Annotated in this window: 17 protein-coding genes; 8 read left to right on the forward strand and 9 right to left on the reverse strand. The window is 49.3% G+C overall.

Annotated features, from left to right (window positions below; genetic code table 11):
* Positions 1–26: 26 nt before the first annotated feature.
* Positions 27–842, reverse strand: coding sequence for a bifunctional DNA-formamidopyrimidine glycosylase/DNA-(apurinic or apyrimidinic site) lyase (mutM, locus tag AQULUS_RS00845; RefSeq protein ID WP_148337706.1), 816 nt, complete (start codon positions 840–842; stop codon positions 27–29).
* Positions 843–997: 155 nt separating this feature from the next.
* Between mutM and AQULUS_RS00850 the strand changes: the two genes are divergently transcribed.
* Positions 998–2,173, forward strand: coding sequence for a DesA family fatty acid desaturase (locus AQULUS_RS00850; RefSeq protein ID WP_148337708.1), 1,176 nt, complete (start codon positions 998–1,000; stop codon positions 2,171–2,173).
* 78 nt (positions 2,174–2,251) lie between these two features.
* Positions 2,252–2,932, forward strand: a complete 681-nt coding sequence (locus AQULUS_RS00855; RefSeq protein ID WP_148337710.1) for a hypothetical protein — start codon at positions 2,252–2,254, stop codon at positions 2,930–2,932.
* A gap of 47 nt (positions 2,933–2,979) precedes the next feature.
* Here the strand turns inward: AQULUS_RS00855 and AQULUS_RS13170 are convergent, their stop codons facing one another.
* From AQULUS_RS13170 to radC, 6 genes are all read right to left on the reverse strand, one after another.
* Positions 2,980–3,354: a helix-turn-helix domain-containing protein gene (locus AQULUS_RS13170; RefSeq protein WP_148340235.1), complete on the reverse strand. Its 375-nt coding sequence runs from the start codon at positions 3,352–3,354 to the stop codon at positions 2,980–2,982.
* Positions 3,342–3,665, reverse strand: a complete 324-nt coding sequence (locus AQULUS_RS00865; protein ID WP_148337712.1) for a HipA N-terminal domain-containing protein — start codon at positions 3,663–3,665, stop codon at positions 3,342–3,344. The genes AQULUS_RS13170 and AQULUS_RS00865 overlap by 13 nt, the downstream gene beginning before the upstream one ends.
* Positions 3,649–4,536: a HipA domain-containing protein gene (locus AQULUS_RS00870; protein WP_332066320.1), complete on the reverse strand. Its 888-nt coding sequence runs from the start codon at positions 4,534–4,536 to the stop codon at positions 3,649–3,651. Before AQULUS_RS00870 ends, AQULUS_RS00865 begins: the two co-directional genes overlap by 17 nt.
* 260 nt (positions 4,537–4,796) lie before the next feature.
* Entirely contained in the window at positions 4,797–4,991 is a 195-nt protein-coding gene (rpmG, locus tag AQULUS_RS00875; RefSeq protein WP_148337716.1) for a 50S ribosomal protein L33, read from the reverse strand.
* A gap of 10 nt (positions 4,992–5,001) precedes the next feature.
* Positions 5,002–5,250, reverse strand: coding sequence for a 50S ribosomal protein L28 (gene rpmB / locus AQULUS_RS00880; protein WP_148337718.1), 249 nt, complete (start codon positions 5,248–5,250; stop codon positions 5,002–5,004).
* 152 nt (positions 5,251–5,402) lie between these two features.
* Positions 5,403–6,083 carry a RadC family protein gene (gene radC, locus AQULUS_RS00885; protein ID WP_148337720.1) on the reverse strand — a complete coding sequence of 227 codons (681 nt, stop codon included), beginning with the start codon at positions 6,081–6,083 and terminating at the stop codon, positions 5,403–5,405.
* 109 nt (positions 6,084–6,192) lie between these two features.
* On the opposite strand from radC, the gene coaBC reads away from it, so the two are divergent.
* Genes coaBC through AQULUS_RS00905 form a run of 4 tightly spaced genes read left to right on the forward strand, consistent with a single transcriptional unit; the run spans position 6,193 to position 10,617 of the window.
* On the forward strand, positions 6,193–7,431 hold the full coding sequence (gene coaBC, locus AQULUS_RS00890; protein WP_408608914.1) for a bifunctional phosphopantothenoylcysteine decarboxylase/phosphopantothenate--cysteine ligase CoaBC: 1,239 nt from the start codon (positions 6,193–6,195) through the stop codon (positions 7,429–7,431).
* Between the two features lie 14 nt (positions 7,432–7,445).
* The gene (gene dut / locus AQULUS_RS00895) at positions 7,446–7,964 is read left to right on the forward strand and encodes a dUTP diphosphatase (protein ID WP_148337722.1); all 519 of its coding nucleotides are present in this window, start codon (positions 7,446–7,448) and stop codon (positions 7,962–7,964) included.
* Positions 7,965–7,966: 2 nt separating this feature from the next.
* Positions 7,967–9,358: a phosphomannomutase/phosphoglucomutase gene (locus tag AQULUS_RS00900; RefSeq protein WP_408608947.1), complete on the forward strand. Its 1,392-nt coding sequence runs from the start codon at positions 7,967–7,969 to the stop codon at positions 9,356–9,358.
* Between the two features lie 32 nt (positions 9,359–9,390).
* Complete coding sequence (locus tag AQULUS_RS00905) at positions 9,391–10,617, forward strand: UbiH/UbiF/VisC/COQ6 family ubiquinone biosynthesis hydroxylase (protein ID WP_148337727.1); 1,227 nt, start codon at positions 9,391–9,393, stop codon at positions 10,615–10,617.
* Positions 10,618–10,746: 129 nt separating this feature from the next.
* Here AQULUS_RS00905 and AQULUS_RS00910 read toward each other — a convergent pair whose 3' ends face one another.
* Positions 10,747–12,621, reverse strand: a complete 1,875-nt coding sequence (locus tag AQULUS_RS00910) for a hypothetical protein (RefSeq protein ID WP_148337729.1) — start codon at positions 12,619–12,621, stop codon at positions 10,747–10,749.
* 30 nt (positions 12,622–12,651) lie between these two features.
* Positions 12,652–14,838 carry a hypothetical protein gene (locus AQULUS_RS00915; RefSeq protein WP_148337731.1) on the reverse strand — a complete coding sequence of 729 codons (2,187 nt, stop codon included), beginning with the start codon at positions 14,836–14,838 and terminating at the stop codon, positions 12,652–12,654.
* A 232-nt stretch (positions 14,839–15,070) separates the two neighbouring features.
* Here AQULUS_RS00915 and gcvT point away from each other — a divergent pair, with 232 nt between their 5' ends.
* Positions 15,071–16,153, forward strand: coding sequence for a glycine cleavage system aminomethyltransferase GcvT (gene gcvT, locus AQULUS_RS00920; RefSeq protein ID WP_148337733.1), 1,083 nt, complete (start codon positions 15,071–15,073; stop codon positions 16,151–16,153).
* Between the two features lie 11 nt (positions 16,154–16,164).
* A complete protein-coding gene (gene gcvH / locus AQULUS_RS00925; RefSeq protein ID WP_148337735.1) occupies positions 16,165–16,554 on the forward strand; it encodes a glycine cleavage system protein GcvH in 390 nt (129 codons plus the stop codon).
* Positions 16,555–16,579 lie beyond the last annotated feature (25 nt).

Raw genomic sequence — 16,579 nt, forward strand, 5'->3', positions numbered from 1 at the left:
CCGTTGCGCTGCGATTCCTGAGAGGATTATTTTTGACAAACGGGGCAATATACGCTGCTTCTCTGCCCGGTGCGTATCAGTTTCAAGGTTGTTTCGCAGTGTACGCAGGGTTCACCGGCGCGGCCGTAAGCTTGCAATTCAATGCTGAAATACCCGGGTGAGCCATCGCTTTGCATGAAATCTTTCAAAGTGGTTCCGCCTTTCCTGACTGCATTTTCCAGTACGTTTTTGATAGCATCGGCAAGTTTCTGATATTGCGCCAGACTGACCTTGCCGGCAGCGGTCTGCGGGCGTATGCCGGAGTGAAACAAGGCTTCGGTTGCATAGATGTTGCCCACGCCGGCGACGGTTTTGCTGTCCATGATATAGGCTTTGACCGGTGCTTTCCTGCCGCGGGCCTGAGCCCACAGATATTGACCATGAAAGTCAGGAGTGAGTGGTTCCGGCCCCATGTCGGCCAGGAGAGGATGCTGAAATGGGTTTTCAGTAGTCCACAAAAGCGCGCCAAACCGGCGCGGATCAGTGAAGCGCAGGATATGCCGACCGGCAAAATGGATATCCGCATGATCGTGTTTTCCCGCTGCGGCCGGCTCCGAAAGTATACGGAGACGACCTGACATTCCTAGATGCAGCAAAAGTGTGCCGTTATCAAAGTGAAACAGGATGTATTTTCCGCGGCGCGCAAGTCCGCGTAAAGTTTGGTTGCACAAGTTGTTTTTGAGGCCGCGCGGTATAGGCCAGCGCAATCGGTGCTGTCGTATGATGACATCAGTGACGGGTTGAGCGATCACGCAGGGCCCAATTCCCCGCAGGGTGGTTTCGACTTCTGGTAATTCTGGCATGGGGCTTTTGTGACTATCCTTGCGAATGGGGCATGATTCTATCGCTGCCGGCCAGTAAAATCCAATCCCTCCCATCCAGCGCTTAAAAAAATATAATTCAATCCGGATTGCGGCTTGTGTGATAATATGAAAAACAAATTTTGGGGAGGTGAGGCGTGTTCGGACTGATTCAATTACCGTGGTGGGGCTATGTCGTTGTTTTACTTGTGTTAACGCAGATAACCATTCTGGGTGTCACCCTGTATCTGCATCGATGCCAGGCGCATCGCGCCCTTGAAATGCACCCTCTCGTCAGTCACTTTTTCCGTTTCTGGTTATGGTTGACAACAGGCATGGTTACCAAGGAGTGGGCGGCCATTCACCGCAAACACCATGCGAAAGTGGAAACCAGTGATGATCCGCATAGTCCGGTCACGCGGGGGATCAGGAAAGTCTTCTTTGAAGGCGCGGAATTGTATCGCGCGGAATCCAGAAACAAGGAAACACTGGAGCGTTATGGTGAAGGCACGCCGGATGACTGGATTGAGCGCAATCTCTACAGCCGGTGGAGTACCATGGGTGTTGCCCTTATGCTGGTGATAGATCTGGTCATGTTTGGTACTCTGGGGTTGACAATGTGGGCTTTGCAAATGGCATGGATCCCTCTGTTTGCGGCGGGGGTCATTAATGGCGTGGGCCATTATTGGGGCTACAGAAATTTTGAAGTGAAAGATAATTCCCGAAATGTTTTGCCCATAGGATTTTTCCTGGGCGGTGAAGAGCTGCATAACAACCATCATGCCTTCGCCACTTCGGCTAAATTTTCAGCCAAATGGTGGGAAGTTGATGTGGGCTGGTATGTGATCAGGCTGTTGCAGCTTTTTGGTCTTGCCAAGCCAAAGCGCGTGGTTCCCAAACCCAGAATGCTGTTGTCCAAAAGCAGCATAGACACCGACACGCTGAAGGCGATTATCTCTTATCGTTTCCAACTCATGTCGCGTTATAGCCGTGAAGTGGTTATGCCGGTTTTGCGCGAGGAAAAAAGACGCACGGGCAAAACCAGTCGTATGTTGCTGCGGCGGGCTAAAACGGTATTGATTCGCGATGCATCTATCATGAAAGCGTCGCAAAAAATGCGCTTGGCGACGGTACTGGAAAATTTCCAGTCCTTGCGTGTCATTTATCAATTCCGCCTCAAGCTGCAGGAAATCTGGGGCCGTAGTTCAGCCAGTCAAAAGGAATTACTGGAAGCTTTGCAGGAATGGTGCCAGCAGGCCGAAGCAACCGGGATTGAACGGCTGCTTCGTTTCGCCAACCGCTTAAAAATGTATGTGCCCCAGACGACAAGTTGATTTTTTTGAAATCCTGAGCACGGGCGGCCCTATCAAGCTGGCTGCCTGTCAATTTTTCTTAGCCGGAGGCGCCGGGCGATGAAGGTTTTTTATCGCAGACCTGTAAGCCCTCAATTTTCTAACCTTCCATCGCGGCCGGATCCCGCATCTCGCTATCCAAAATGGGTGTTTGCTATTGTTTTCTTGGGGGTGGCGGCGTGGGCAGTGTATCACCACTATGAATATGCCCCTGCACCCCCGCTGCCGCCTGGTGTAATGGTTAATGAAGAACCGACCCAGACCGCGCTGGAAGATGGCGCGTCATTTGAAATCAATGGATACCAGATCAAGCCCGTGGCAGCATTTTCTCTCCGCGCCAGGGTATTGGGCATTCATTTTTATGATTCTGATCGTGAAGCTGAGCTGTCTCCGGCGGACCTGGCATTGGGATGGGGCTTGATGTCAGATTCCAGCATACTGGATCATATCAAAATCACTCAGCATGACCGCTGGTATTTCTGGAAATATGAGGAAAAATTGCCGGTTAATGACGCTTATATTATTGAACATAGCGGAAACATGCATTTATTGCCGGCGAGCAAGCAGGTACAGGAAGTGCTTCAAGCCGTCCGGGAAAACAATATCATCAGCCTGGAGGGATATCTGGTGAATGTCGCTGATGGGAAGGGTTATCAGTGGAACACCTCCTTGTCTCGCAAAGATACAGGAAATCATTCATGTGAAGTGATTTGGGTTGAAAATCTGGTCATAGAAAAGTGAACACCTCGCATTCGCAAGTTGCGAATTAAATTAAGAATAGCTAACTATTAATGTCTTTTATCACGTGAATTGACCTGTTCGTAGAGAGGTTGTGCTCGTTTAGTTTCAAAATATTGAATTAATTTATTTAACACTTTGCTATGAATATCGCCCCCGCTTTGTTTTAGCTGCCAAAGCGCTACCTCGGGAAATTCAAATAAAATTTGTACTCTTTTTAAGGTATTGAATTCCCTGCTTGCGCCCGCTTCAATTCGTTGTAAAGTGGATTTTTTGATTTCAAAAGTTTTAGCTAGATCATGTTGAGATATGCCTAATTCAATACGTAATTTAGTAATCTCGCTAGGATCAAAATGACTCCGATAAACAGGTTCAAAAATAAAACTAGATGGCCCGCGCTTTCCAATTGTGCCTAACAGGATGATGAGATTTTTTCACTGGGGGAAATACCTTGAGAGTGGCAATAGTCCTCATAGGCAGGATTAGATTTATCTGGAATTCTATCTTGCAGTGATGGGAATAATTTATTTTTTTCAGACTCATGATGTAATTTAAAAAGGCTAAGTTCAGGCCCAATGGGTATGGCATTTTTAGAGCGAGCATATTTTTTGTCGTAAGCCAACTCATAACGGTTAGTTTTATTGTTATAGGTTAATTCTCCGACAAATATTCTTCTTTTTCTGCCCTCATGAAAAATCTGTAATCGGTTTTCGTCGGGTTTAATTTGATGATTCATTTTGAAGCTCCTTATATCGTTTTTCGATTAAGGTTTTAATTGCGTTTTTCATTAAATCGCTGCAGAAGCTTTCATCAATTAGCTGATAAAGACGAGACAACTTGATGTTTTGGTAGAATTCGTTGATTTCATCCGCGTAACCTAGCCGTTTTAATTCTTTTGCATAGTCTCGCATACTTGGCTCAAATGTTTCACTTGTACTGATTTTGCCTGTCGGATTGAAATCAGCCTTTAACATATTTCCTGATTCAAGGCTCAAGTAAGAAACGTTGTCATATATTGGAGAAAGTAACATGCTTTTTGCTGTTAGGATGAACGCTAAATTTCTTCCGTGCCGGTCATGATTGCCAATTAATGCATCAAATAATACGGTTTTAATGAGGATGCTAATATCATGCGGACGCCCGGTTTTTTCGGCTACCGCGCGAATAATTCCTTCGCAACTATGCTGATCATCAGGCCGGTGATGATAAATATGCTGTAAATCGGTAGGAGTATCTTTTTTGATAAAGTTTTTCGTTACAAACGCTGGATCATTGTTAAAACTAATGAAATAAAATTCTGCTACTGGAATACCTAGTAATTTAGCTATCTGATTGCATAAATATTCTACCTCTGGAAGCTCGGGCGCTTCATCTTGTCTCAATTTCAATATGTAGGACTCGCCATTGAGATCAGCAGAGTATTTTTTAAATTTGCCGTGAAAGAAGCTTGCATTTTGAGGGGCTAAATCGGGCTCTTGGCTGGAGGTGCTCGATCTTCTTTGTAAACTTAAAAATTGTGCTGAGCTAGGTGCCCCAAACCACCCTGTAAAACATTTGGGGTGTAAGCCATAATGCGCAGAGTCCGGTTCGGCAATTTCTAGTTTGATTTATATATAAATCAAGTTAATTATGGTTTATATATGATTCAATTATTGGATTTATTATTTATTGATGTAGACGGATCAAGTCGGATGTTATTGGCCGCGATTTAAACAAAAAACTCCTTATTTACAGGGTCTTGTTGGTGTATTCGAATGGCGGCGGGAATGACAGGAATGCGCGGGATTGTTGGCCTCGTGATAACAAAAAACCCCCTGTCCCTGAGGGCAGGAGGCTTTGGTATCATCAGGCAAGAATAATGCAAGAGTTAAAGCTTGGTTTCTTCAAATAAGACATGCATGCCGACTTTGTCGGTTTTTGCATTGTAAGCACGGGGATCGTAGTGCTTCATCTTAAGTTTTTCAGTAGTCTTCTTTTTATTTTTGGTGGTTGTGCGGAATGTCCCGGTTGGCTTGCCAGCTTTGGTTTTGCCTGTGGAGAGCATTTTGATTTTGTCGCGCATATATCGTTACCTATTTGTCTTGGGCGGTGATTTGATCACGTAATTTCATGTTATTCAACACGGCTTCGATACCATGTTTGTCAATGATACGCATGCCGCGGGTGCTGACACGAATACGTACAAAACGTTTCTCGTTTTCCAGCCAGAAGCGTTTGTATTGTAAATTTGGCAGGTAGCGCCGCTTGGTTTTGTTATTCGCGTGGGAAACATTATTCCCTACCATCGGGCCTTTGCCTGTGATTGGACATTTCTTGGCCATAAATTACTCTCTATCAATCGTCTAGTCTAAGTTATTCGTTTTAAAACAGTTTGCAAGGGTGCAACTTATACCAGAAAGTTGATGTGAGAGCAATAAATTGCGTTGAAATTCCATGAGAGAGGGCTGGCGCTCGGCCAAGGGAGGCAGGCAGGTCAGGATGATATCATTCCGGCTTCCGCGAATGAAAAATTATCCGGGTTACCGATGATAATATGATCCACGACATCAATATCAACGAGATGCAGGGTTTTTTTGATCAAAGCGGTCACCTGCCTGTCTGCCTCACTGGGAACGGGGCTGCCGGAAGGGTGGTTATGTGCCAGTATGATTTTAGCGGCGTTATGTATTAAGGCCCGGCGCACGATCTCGCGTGGATATATGCTGGTTTCATTGATAGTGCCATGAAAAAGTTCTTCAAAGCAGATCAGGCGGAAATGGTTGTCCATGAATAAACAGGCAAAAACTTCACTGGTGTGTTCACGCAGCCGGTCAGCCAGAAACCGCTGTGTAATCCGGCTGTTATTAAGTGCGGCACCTGTTTGCATGGGTTCGCCCAGATAACGCCGTCCGAGTTCAATCGCTGCTTTCAATGTAGAGTATTTGGCGCGTCCCAGGCCGGGCTTGCGTATCAATGACTGCGACGGGGCCCGCATCAGTTTCTTGATACCGCCGAATTCATTGAGTAATTCTCTTGCGAGATCCAGCGCTGTTTTTCCCCGAGTGCCGGATTTGAGGAAAATGGCAATCAGTTCGGCATCGGTCAGGGCATTTTCACCTCTATTGAGTAATTTTTCTCTGGGCCGGTCTTCTTGCGGCCAGTCTGTGATACGCATGGCAACTCCTTGATGTTAAAAATTGTTATTTATAAGGATGTCTGAAAAATACATTAAGGAAGCAGGTACGGAGGGAAAACAAGAAGAGGATGATACTAATGAATAACATATGTTATCTTCTACGGCAAAGCATTTGTATGAGCAGATACTCATGACGCAATTTCTCGTTGGCAAGAGAGTACTCCTTGGGGTAACAGGCAGTATCGCTGCTTATAAGAGTCCGGAAATCATCCGCCGTCTGCGTGAGGCGGGCGCCGAAGTGCGTGTGGCAATGACGGAAAACGCCAAGCGGTTTATCACGCCCCTCACGTTGCAAGCCGTATCAGGGAATCCGCTGCATGAAGCATTATTTGACGCGCGGGCCGAGGCGGCGATGGGCCATATCGAGCTGGCACGCTGGGCTGATGCGGTGTTGATTGCTCCTGCGACGGCGGATTTTATGGCCCGGCTAGCTCACGGCCTGGCGGATGACCTGCTGACCACATTGTGTCTTGCTACCCAGGCGCCGGTTGCGCTGGCGCCCGCCATGAACCAGGGCATGTGGAAACATCTCTTAACCCAGGAAAATCTGCGTGCCTTGCAGCAAAAACAGGTCTGTATCATCGGTCCGGGTAACGGCAGCCAGGCTTGTGGAGACGTGGGGCCTGGGCGCATGGCTGAACCAGAGATCATTCTCGAACAGCTCAGCGCGGTTTTCGCGACTGCAGCCCTGGCCGGCCTGAAAGTACTGGTCACCGCAGGGCCTACGCATGAAGCAATCGATCCGGTGCGGTTTCTGACCAATGGCAGTTCCGGAAAAATGGGTTATGCGCTGGCTGAAGCGGCGCGGGAAGCGGGGGCGGCCGTCACTTTGATCAGCGGCCCCGTGAGCCTTCCGAAACCAGGGCATATGGACTGCATGTCGGTCACCACTGCCCAGGAAATGTATGATGCGGTAATGAGAAAAATTCCAGATTGTGATATCTTTCTTTCGGTTGCTGCGGTGGGCGATTATCGCTGCAAGAAAGTGCATGAACAGAAAATACATAAAAATCAGGATGCCATGACACTGGAACTCGTGCGGAATCCGGATATTGTCGCAAGCGTCGGGCAGCTGTCACCACGGCCTTTTATAGTCGGGTTCGCGGCGGAAACCGAACACGTCATAGAGCAGGCGCAGGCCAAGCGAGAGCGTAAAGGCATGGATATGATTGTTGCCAACCAGGTTGGCCGTGGCGCGGGAATGGGCGCGGATGAGAATGAAGTGACAGTAATAGGCAAATCCCGGATCCATTTGCCAAGCATGCCGAAAGGTCCATTGGCGAGGCAGTTAATCATGATGATCGCGAAGGAATATCATAACCAGTAATTATCGAGATGCCCATGACAGAAACGCTACAATCCCAAACAAATGAAACGGCGGCCGCTGATGCGCGGCGCGCGCAGCATACACCGGTTCAGCTGAAAATCCTGGATGCCCGCATTGGCAATGAATTTCCACTGCCGCGCTATGAAACGGCAGACGCCGCAGGCCTCGATTTGCGTGCGTGTCTTGACGTCGCGCTGACGCTTGAACCTGGTCAAACCCAATTGATTCCCACAGGCCTGTCTATTTACATTGCCGATCCGCATATTGCGGCGGTGATTCTTCCGCGGTCAGGGCTGGGCCACAAGCACGGGATCGTGCTGGGTAACCTGGTAGGCTTGATCGACGCAGATTATCAGGGTCCCTTGATGGTGTCATGCTGGAACCGCGGGAATGCCGCATATGTTATTCAACCCGGCGACCGCATCGCCCAGCTTGTTTTTCTGCCTATTATACGCGCACAGTTCGATGTCGTGGATCGTTTCGCAGAAACCCAGCGCGGCATCGGCGGTTTCGGCCATTCAGGAAAAAATTAATGCTGGAAACACAACATTCTTGCATCCATCCTTCCGCGTTTCGTTCGTATGACATACGCGGCATCGTAGGCAAGGCGCTGACGAAAGAAAGTGTCTTCCTGATTGGAAAAGCCATAGGTTCGTTGTTACACGATCTCAATGAACAGAAAATCACGTTGGCCCGTGACGGCCGTCATTCCAGTCCCGTTCTGGCCGAGGCATTATCTGCAGGGCTGCAATCTGCCGGATGCGATGTGGTGAACATTGGTGTGGTGCCTACGCCTCTTCTTTATTACGCCACACACATTTTTGATTTCCATTCCGGGGTCATGCTGACCGGAAGCCATAATCCATCCGAATATAACGGTGTGAAAATGGTCATCAAGGGCGCGACGCTAGCGGAAAATGGCATACAGGAACTTTACAGGCGCATAGTCGAGAATCGTCTGTACGAGGGAGCGGGAACAAGATCGGACCTGGATATACAGGATGATTATCTTGCCGAGGTGAAAAAAAATATTCATCTGGCAAGGCCGCTGCGTATCGTGATAGACGCGGGTAACGGAGTGACGGGAATGCTGGCGCCGCGGCTGTTTCGGGCACTGGGCTGCGAAGTGCATGAATTATTTTGCGAAGTGGACGGCGATTTTCCTCATCATCATCCTGATCCCAGCCAGGAAGAAAACCTGCAGGATCTGATACGGGCTGTGCGCGACCAGCAGGCGGATCTGGGTCTCGCGTTTGATGGGGACGGCGATCGCCTGGGTGTTGTGACCGCCGGCGGCAAGATCATTTCGCCTGACAGGCTCATGATGTTATATGCAAAATCACTGTTAGCCGAACAGCCGGGTGCGAAAATCATTTTTGACGTGAAATGCACGAACAACCTCGCTGCGATGATTCGCATGCTGGGCGGCGAGCCCATCATGTGGAAAACCGGGCATTCACTGATCAAGGCAAAAATGGCGGAAACAAAAGCACAATTTGCCGGAGAAATGAGCGGACATCTCTTTTTTAAAGATCGCTGGTTCGGGTTTGACGACGCGTTATATGCGGGTGCCCGGCTGCTTGAGATACTCGCGGACGAGGTCAGTGACAGCGATCAGCTGTTTTCTGATATTCCGACCAGTCTTATCACGCCTGAACTGAAAGTGCAGGTGGCTGACGAAGAAAAATTTCAACTGATGCAGCGGCTGATTGAGCGTGCGGATTTTGCCGGCGCAGATGAAGTGAACACCATAGACGGCCTGCGCGTCAGTTTTGCGGACGGCTGGGGACTGGTCAGGCCTTCAAACACCACGCCTTATCTGATACTGCGTTTCGAGGCATTGAATGAAGTGATACTTAAACAGATTCAAGAGATTTTCCGCAACTGGATCTTGTCAGTCAGGCCGGACCTGGTGTTGCCCTTTTAAAAGTCTTTTTGTTGGCCGGGGATTAATCCTGCATGCAAAAAACAACACATGACATAGTCATCATGGGCGGCGGAATGGTGGGATCCGCTCTGGCCTGCATGTTGGCGCAAAAAACCTCTTTGTCAGTGGCTGTGCTGGAGTCCGCGCCGCGCAGCCAGCGCTGGAGCGCGGCGCATTATCATCACCGTGTCAGCGCTATCGCACAGTCTTCCCGGCGAATTTTCCAGGCATTAAATGTATGGCAGGGAATCCACTCAAAACGCGTAAGCCCGTTCAGGAAGATCGAAGTCTGGGATGCGGCGGGCAAGGGAGAAGTCACTTTTGACAGCAAGGAAATCGCCGAACCCTTGTTAGGCTATATCATTGAAAATATTCTTGTGCAGGCTGAACTGGAAGAAAAGGCCAGACAATCACCCCGGGTGGATTTCATTTCCCCTGTCAATATGGAGACGGTTTCATTTCATGAAAACCATATCACGCTGATTTCCAGGGGCGGACGCAAATTTTCTGCCAGACTGGCTGTTGCGGCGGATGGCGCGAACTCCTGGCTGCGTGGGCAGGCTGGCATTGAAATCGAGAAAGAGGCGTATCATCAGCAGGCGATCGTGGCGGCGGTGGAAACCGCGCTGCCGCACCTGCAAACCGCGCGGCAGGTTTTTCTTGAGAGCGGGCCGCTGGCATTTTTGCCTTTGCGGGAAGAAAAATCCTCCTCCATCGTCTGGTCACTGGGTGACGACGAAGCGCAACGCCTCCTGGCGCTGGATGAGCCCGACTTCATCTCTGCTCTTGGGCGCGCGTTCGACTACCGGCTGGGGGAAGTGACCGCTGCCAGCAAACTTCATGCTTTTCCTCTGCATAGACAACATGCCGCGCATTATGTAAAGCCGCGTGTCGCGCTGGTGGGAGACGCGGCGCATACTATTCATCCCATGGCGGGCCAGGGTGTCAACATGGGGCTGCTGGATGCGGCCAGTCTCGCCGATATCATTGCTGATGCGGTCAGCCAGCACAGAGATATAGGCGATTTGACAACTTTGCGCCGTTATGAGCGCTGGCGCAAGGCAGATAACCTGGTAATGCTGGCCGGTGTGGATATGCTGAAGCGTCTGTTTGCCAATGAAAGAAAATCCATACAATGTGCGCGCTCCCTCGGGTTAAATGCGGCCAATCGCATAAAATGGATTAAAAATGTTTTTACACGCCATGCGGTGGGCGACAGGGCGGGATTACCTGATCTTGCGGTGGAAAAATCATCGTAGACTACACACGATTAACGAGAGCGTTCACTGACACAGTTCAGTGAACGCTTTCCGATTAACAGGGTGTATCATCATGCGAATCAGCCCTGGCAAAAAATAACATTATTCTTATTCTGTCAGGGCCTATGTTCAGATTGCGCAAAACGAGTAATTACTTTGCGGTGTTTTATATGGACTGATGAATGAATCCAATGCATGCAGGCAGGTACAGAAATCAGCAATGTCTGTATCCGGCGTGGACGTGCGCCGTTTTTTGCTGGCGTGATCAAACAGCCGCATATCATGTCGCGCGGGGGCGGCATCTTCGCTTTCCAGTGAGACCAGCCTTGGCGAGCGCAAGCCGGACTGTATGGCTTGCGCATATTGTATCATTTCATGCATAACGTCTATCCAGCTCGCCGATTCAGGCAGGGTTGTTTTTTGTGTGATCGCGAGAAAATGCTGATAAATCCCGATGCGGCTGTCACCCTCCAGTAATTCACTGATTCGCCTAGACATGTTTCGCTCAAGAGAGGCGCATAGTTCATAGCAAACCCATTCTGCCATGACTTCTGGCTGGGTTTGCAGGCTCGCCGCCATGCCCGTTATTTCTTCGCTGACAGCATTGACGTTGTCAACCCTGGAATTCAACCAGTGCGGATTTTTCATGCATAACGAATAGAGACGGGATGCAAATCCGCTGACCTGACAATGAAATTTGGCTTCCTGAGTGTCGGGATGCTGATTCAGCAAAAGGACCAGCGTATTGATGGGCAGAATTTCATTGATGATCAGGCTGGCGATCGCATTGTCAAGCAGGATGCTGCATTGCGGATGGGGAAGTTTGCTGAATTCACTCCAGTCAACATTCTTGCGGGCGAAAAAGTCCGCATACAACATGCTCACCAGTATGTCCTTGAGTTCATACGGAATGGTCATGATCTGACGGCAGGAAATCTTTCCGCGTTGAATGAGCGCGGTTATGGCGGGATGGATCAATAACCTCGCTCGTCTTGAAGAGAGAGATTGTATGTCTGCCAATTCAATTTGCCGCGTCTTTAACAATTCAAAATAGACCGGGTGCGTGACAACCAGCATTTCATCCTGATTCATTCCTTTCGCGATATCCACCGTCATGATGCCGTGCTGAACGAGTGCGATGACAGTGGGATGGAGCAAGTTGTCCGCTTGTCGTTCACTTAAGGACAAGACGGTTTGGATGTTGATGGCACGGCTGTCAAGTTGTGCCAGCCAATGAGGGTGCGTGAGAATTTTGCGCGCGCCATTGGAAGTTCCAAGACGCTTTGCATAATGATGAAGATGGAGCTTATCTGATAAATGCCGGATGGCTGAACGCATGGCGAGATCCAGGGCGGAGGATTCGGCGCGTTTGATAATGTCTTGCATGTAGAGATTTTCTTCGCGGTCATCGAGAAAATTCGAACGCAAGTCAGCTACGCGGGCTGTGCGGGTGATGGTACCGGATCCGGGCAGATTGATTTGCACATCCACATGGGCGCTGCGGTTGACAATGATCAAGGGATCGTCCGGGTCATCCGACAGAACTTCTACGTCTTCAGCAATCCGCAAGGCTTGGGTGTAGATTTTGTCGCGCAGAACCGGCAATTGCCAGGGATTGTCACCGCCGTCAACCGGAGCGCTTTCACTCTTGAAATCCGCAGTCCAATTTTCCTGGGGGATGGCCTGACGTAAGGATTCCCGGTTCCAGCGCGATGGCTGCCGCCCGGACGCCAGCAAACGTTCTGTGATGAGATCAAGAATGTATGCTTGTATCTCCCCCACTTTGACAGCGGGTCCCAGGCGGTCAAGTCCCTGAAAATGTGCTGCAGGGTGATAATAACATTCGCGAATCCAGTAAAAATCATGATCTGCATTAACGGGATTTTCCAGAGCCTGAATGATTTCCGCTTCTTTTTGCAAAAATCCTGTTTCATCCTCGGGGAAATCCAGGAGATGGATGAGTGAGCTGGACAGGGTCCGTTTTTGTTCGCTGTTAAGAGGCATGCTATCTGCTCCTTTCTTTTTGTGTTTCTGCTAAAAATTCATTTGTTTCAGGACTGGTGAGGATTTTTTTACTGTCAGGATGTCCATCACCCGTATCCGCTCACAGCATTGATTTAACAGCTGGCAGTGATTGCGCGAAGTATCGGCTGGAACATTCACGTGAAACAGAGACAATACGTTGGAATGCGAAGCCGGAACATCCTTGTTATCAAGAAATTTGACTGTTGCAAGCGTTTTCTGTATTTGATCAGCCAGATTCAAGGCGCAGGCCACGTGCTCTGTCCAGTCGTCATCTTCATCAAAGCGAGGATTATCTGTTATCACTGACAGATGAGATAACAAGGCATCAAGCGGTTTATTCAATAAGGGCTGGTCTTCCAATTCGTGTTGAAGCCGGTTCAATTCAAATTTCATATAGACTGCGTATCGCAACAAAAGGCTTTGCTTGAATGTCTCTGCCGTCACACAGCAATCCGCCGCTGCGCCGGACAAATCGTCGAGAACGGTTTGCAGACTGTCAGCCTGGCCGTTGATTTGTGCGGGGTGGCCGCAGGCGGCCAGGTATAGGCGTTTGATGAACGCCTTGCAATAAAGGCGATAAAATGTATATCCATCCAGCGGATGCAGCTCCCGGCATTCTATCAGGCCTGAGTCAACCCAATCCAGAAACCGGGGGTGCGCTTCCAGAGTCCGGATGGTTTCGCTGGAAAAATTCAGTATATCGGTGATGGGAAGTGACCCGTTAGTGACGCCTCTCGCGGTTTTTCCGTTTAGCATCCAGCGGGACAGATCTTCAGTGATTTGGCTAAACGCAGGCCAGGGGACGGATTTGGCTGTGAAGTATCGTTCATACATGCTGCACATCAAGACCGGCTTGAAGTGGATGGGCAGCTTGCACGCATCGAGAAATTGAAGCGCGCCGGTCTGGATCAGATTGGCAACCAGCGGCAAGATCAGAAGCTTGAAATTTTCATCGGTGACACGGCACACATCCAGAAAGTGGATTCGCTGGTTCGTCAGCATGGCATAATAGACAGGATGAGTGACAATGCTTAATTCGGCATCGTTCAACCCGAAGGCAATATTCAGTGAACAAAGATTCCGGCTTAGCAATTCATAAACGGCTGGCTGGGAAAGATTATGGAGTGCGCGGTTGGATAATTTCAGTAAATCAGAAAATTGCAGTCCTCCGAATCGGGTCTTTAGCAATGCAATAACAGGCGATTGTGTGAAATGATGCGCGGCGCTGCCGGATACCTGTAACACGTCGGTGAATGAAATATTACCTTTACACAATTCTTCAAAATAATATACATGCGTGATGATTTCACTGACGGGTTGAGAAACAGCCATGTCATGGAAGACCAGGTGATGGTTGATGCCGGCATCATCGCTGTCTTGTTCGTCATCCGCCTGAAACCCCCTGTTGAATTCCGCGGCGCCCTGCTGTTCGGCTATATCCCTCGTGACCAGACGCAAGTCGCTTAATTTTTGCAGCGCACAGCGCGCGGCATAGTTTTCAGCGACGGCTTTTGCGGTAGGTTTGAGTGTCTCGATATAGAGGGTTTCGTCTTCATCGGATTGGAATTCATGCCGAGGGATCGCATCGCCAAAAAAAATTTTCGCCGTGTGAGTTTCGCCGGGAGCAAGCCTGATGGAGGCGGTGACATAAAAACGCAGGTATTCGCTTATTGTCGTTTCATCCGCATCGTCATCTTCATCATCGCCACTGTTATCGTCATCAGATATCTCGAAATCCAGAATAATATCCATTCCTATCATGCCGTCATAAATTCTGCCATCCAGTCCCTGTAACTCGTAAGGGTGCTCGAAATTATCCACGACAGACTTTTCGGCGACAAAGTGGCTGGACCAGGAAGGGCTTGCGCGCAGCGGGGCGAGCAGGGTGTCCGGATTCCAGAGAAGACAGGGATTCCCGGTGCGGTTCAGGCATAGGGTAATGTATTCAATCAGGTATTCCTGAACTTCACCCTGGGTCACGGCGGGGCCCATCTTGGAAATGTTTTGAAAATACACGGCCGGATTTTCCAGGCATTTTTTTAGCCAGCAAAATTCATTATCCGGGGATTCGGGCTGGGTGAAGGCATCGGTGAGTAATTTTTCATCCTTAACGAAGTCGCTGGGATCTGCCGGGAAATCTAGTAAATGATCTATTGATTTTTCTATGGTGCGTTTTTGCTCATCATTTAACGGCATTCGTTCACCTCCCTGGCCTTTCTTTCTGTGATCATAAGGCATAATTACTTAAGATATTCTTAACATTCTGAAATCAAGGCGAATATCCTCTTGTTCGCAGGAGAAAAAGGAAGAGGGCGGCAGCGGCGCCAGGGGCGGCATGCCCATTTCCTCTTCTGTTTTCCATGTTAAAACGCTATACTCCTCTCCCTCTGGCAGGGTCGATACACCTTAAGCTATAAAGGAAAAATCTGTGGCAAAAAGAACACCATTCTATGATTTACACCTCAAGGCCAATGCAAAAATGGTTGATTTTGCAGGCTGGGACATGCCTCTTCACTATGGCTCGCAAATACAGGAACACCACCAGGTCAGACAGCATGCCGGTATGTTTGATGTGTCTCACATGGGTGTGGTGGACTTGCGCGGGACAGGCGTCCAGGATTACCTGCGCAAGCTGCTGGCAAATAATATAGACAGACTGGTTGAAGGCAAGGCGCTGTACACATGCATGCTGAAGGAAAGCGGCGGTGTGATTGATGATTTGATTGTCTATAAAATCAGCCATGATTTATATCGTGTCGTCATCAATGCCGGTACCCGTGAGAAAGATCTTGCCTGGATGAGGATGCAAGCCGGCTCATTTGATGTTGCCCTGACGGACCGCGCCGATCTTGCTATGCTTGCTATCCAGGGCCCTGAAGTAAAAGACAAGATTGCGCAGTTATTTCCTCCCGAACAGCTGGATGCGATACGCAGCTTAAAGCCTTTTACATTCGTTGTGTTTAATGACTGGTTTGTTGCTCGCACGGGCTATACCGGCGAAGACGGTTATGAATTGATTTTGCCGGCGGTGTCCGCTGCGGATTTGTGGCAGGCTTGTATCGCAGCCGGCATAGCTCCCTGCGGCTTGGGTGCGCGTGATACCTTGCGCCTCGAGGCGGGCTTGAATCTTTATGGCTCGGACATGGATGAATCGGTGACCCCCCTGGAATCCAATCTTGCCTGGACAGTGGTGATGGAACCGAAGAGCCGGGAATTTATCGGCCGTCAAGCCCTGGAAAAACAATCAGAACAAGGACTCAGGCAGCGGCTGGTCGGACTGGTTCTGGATGGCCCGGGCGTGATTCGCAATCATCAGAAAGTGATAGTCGCGGGAAATGGTGTGGGTGAGGTGACCAGCGGGGGATATTCTCCCACATTGGAAAAAAGCATTGCCCTGGCGCGGGTTCCGGTTGAAACCGGCCCGCAGTGTTTTGTTGAAATCCGTAATAAGCAGGTTCCGGCGCTAGTCATCAAACCGCCGTTTGTGCGCCATGGCAAAAAAGTATTTTAGGAGTAACGATAATGAGTAACATACCGCAAAAACTGCAATACACAAAAACCCATGAATGGGTGAGAAAAGATGAAGAATATCTGACGATAGGCATTACTGACCATGCGCAAACCATGCTGGGTGATCTGGTTTATGTGGAATTACCCGAAGTGGAGTCCAGTTTTGACGGGGGGCAGGAATGCGCTGTGGTGGAATCCGTTAAAGCCGCCGCTGATATCTATTGTCCCATTTCCGGGGAAGTGGTGGAAGTGAACGAGGCTGTGATTGAAAACCCTCAGCTGATTAATGAAGACCCGTATGGAAAGGGCTGGCTGATCCGCGTTCGTCCGCATGATCAGGTTTTGGCCGCATTATTGAGCGCGGATGAATATTCAAAGGTCGTGGCATCCGAAGCGCATTGATATCAAAAAGAGATCCGAGGGGTGA

The organism is Aquicella siphonis, assembly GCF_902459485.1.
In the GTDB taxonomy this organism is placed as follows: Bacteria; Pseudomonadota; Gammaproteobacteria; order DSM-16500; family DSM-16500; genus Aquicella; species Aquicella siphonis.

Excerpts from the sequence above, each read along its gene's own strand:
- mutM (WP_148337706.1), bottom strand. The coding sequence starts at position 842 with ATGCCAGAATTACCAGAAGTCGAAACCACCCTGCGGGGAATTGGGCCC.
- AQULUS_RS00855 (WP_148337710.1), top strand. The coding sequence starts at position 2,252 with ATGAAGGTTTTTTATCGCAGACCTGTAAGCCCTCAATTTTCTAACCTT.
- AQULUS_RS00865 (WP_148337712.1), bottom strand. The coding sequence starts at position 3,665 with ATGAATCATCAAATTAAACCCGACGAAAACCGATTACAGATTTTTCAT.
- rpmG (WP_148337716.1), bottom strand. The coding sequence starts at position 4,991 with ATGCGCGACAAAATCAAAATGCTCTCCACAGGCAAAACCAAAGCTGGC.
- rpmB (WP_148337718.1), bottom strand. The coding sequence starts at position 5,250 with ATGGCCAAGAAATGTCCAATCACAGGCAAAGGCCCGATGGTAGGGAAT.
- radC (WP_148337720.1), bottom strand. The coding sequence starts at position 6,083 with ATGCGTATCACAGACTGGCCGCAAGAAGACCGGCCCAGAGAAAAATTA.
- coaBC (WP_408608914.1), top strand. The coding sequence starts at position 6,193 with ATGTTATCTTCTACGGCAAAGCATTTGTATGAGCAGATACTCATGACG.
- dut (WP_148337722.1), top strand. The coding sequence starts at position 7,446 with ATGACAGAAACGCTACAATCCCAAACAAATGAAACGGCGGCCGCTGAT.
- AQULUS_RS00905 (WP_148337727.1), top strand. The coding sequence starts at position 9,391 with ATGCAAAAAACAACACATGACATAGTCATCATGGGCGGCGGAATGGTG.
- AQULUS_RS00910 (WP_148337729.1), bottom strand. The coding sequence starts at position 12,621 with ATGCCTCTTAACAGCGAACAAAAACGGACCCTGTCCAGCTCACTCATC.
- AQULUS_RS00915 (WP_148337731.1), bottom strand. The coding sequence starts at position 14,838 with ATGCCGTTAAATGATGAGCAAAAACGCACCATAGAAAAATCAATAGAT.
- gcvH (WP_148337735.1), top strand. The coding sequence starts at position 16,165 with ATGAGTAACATACCGCAAAAACTGCAATACACAAAAACCCATGAATGG.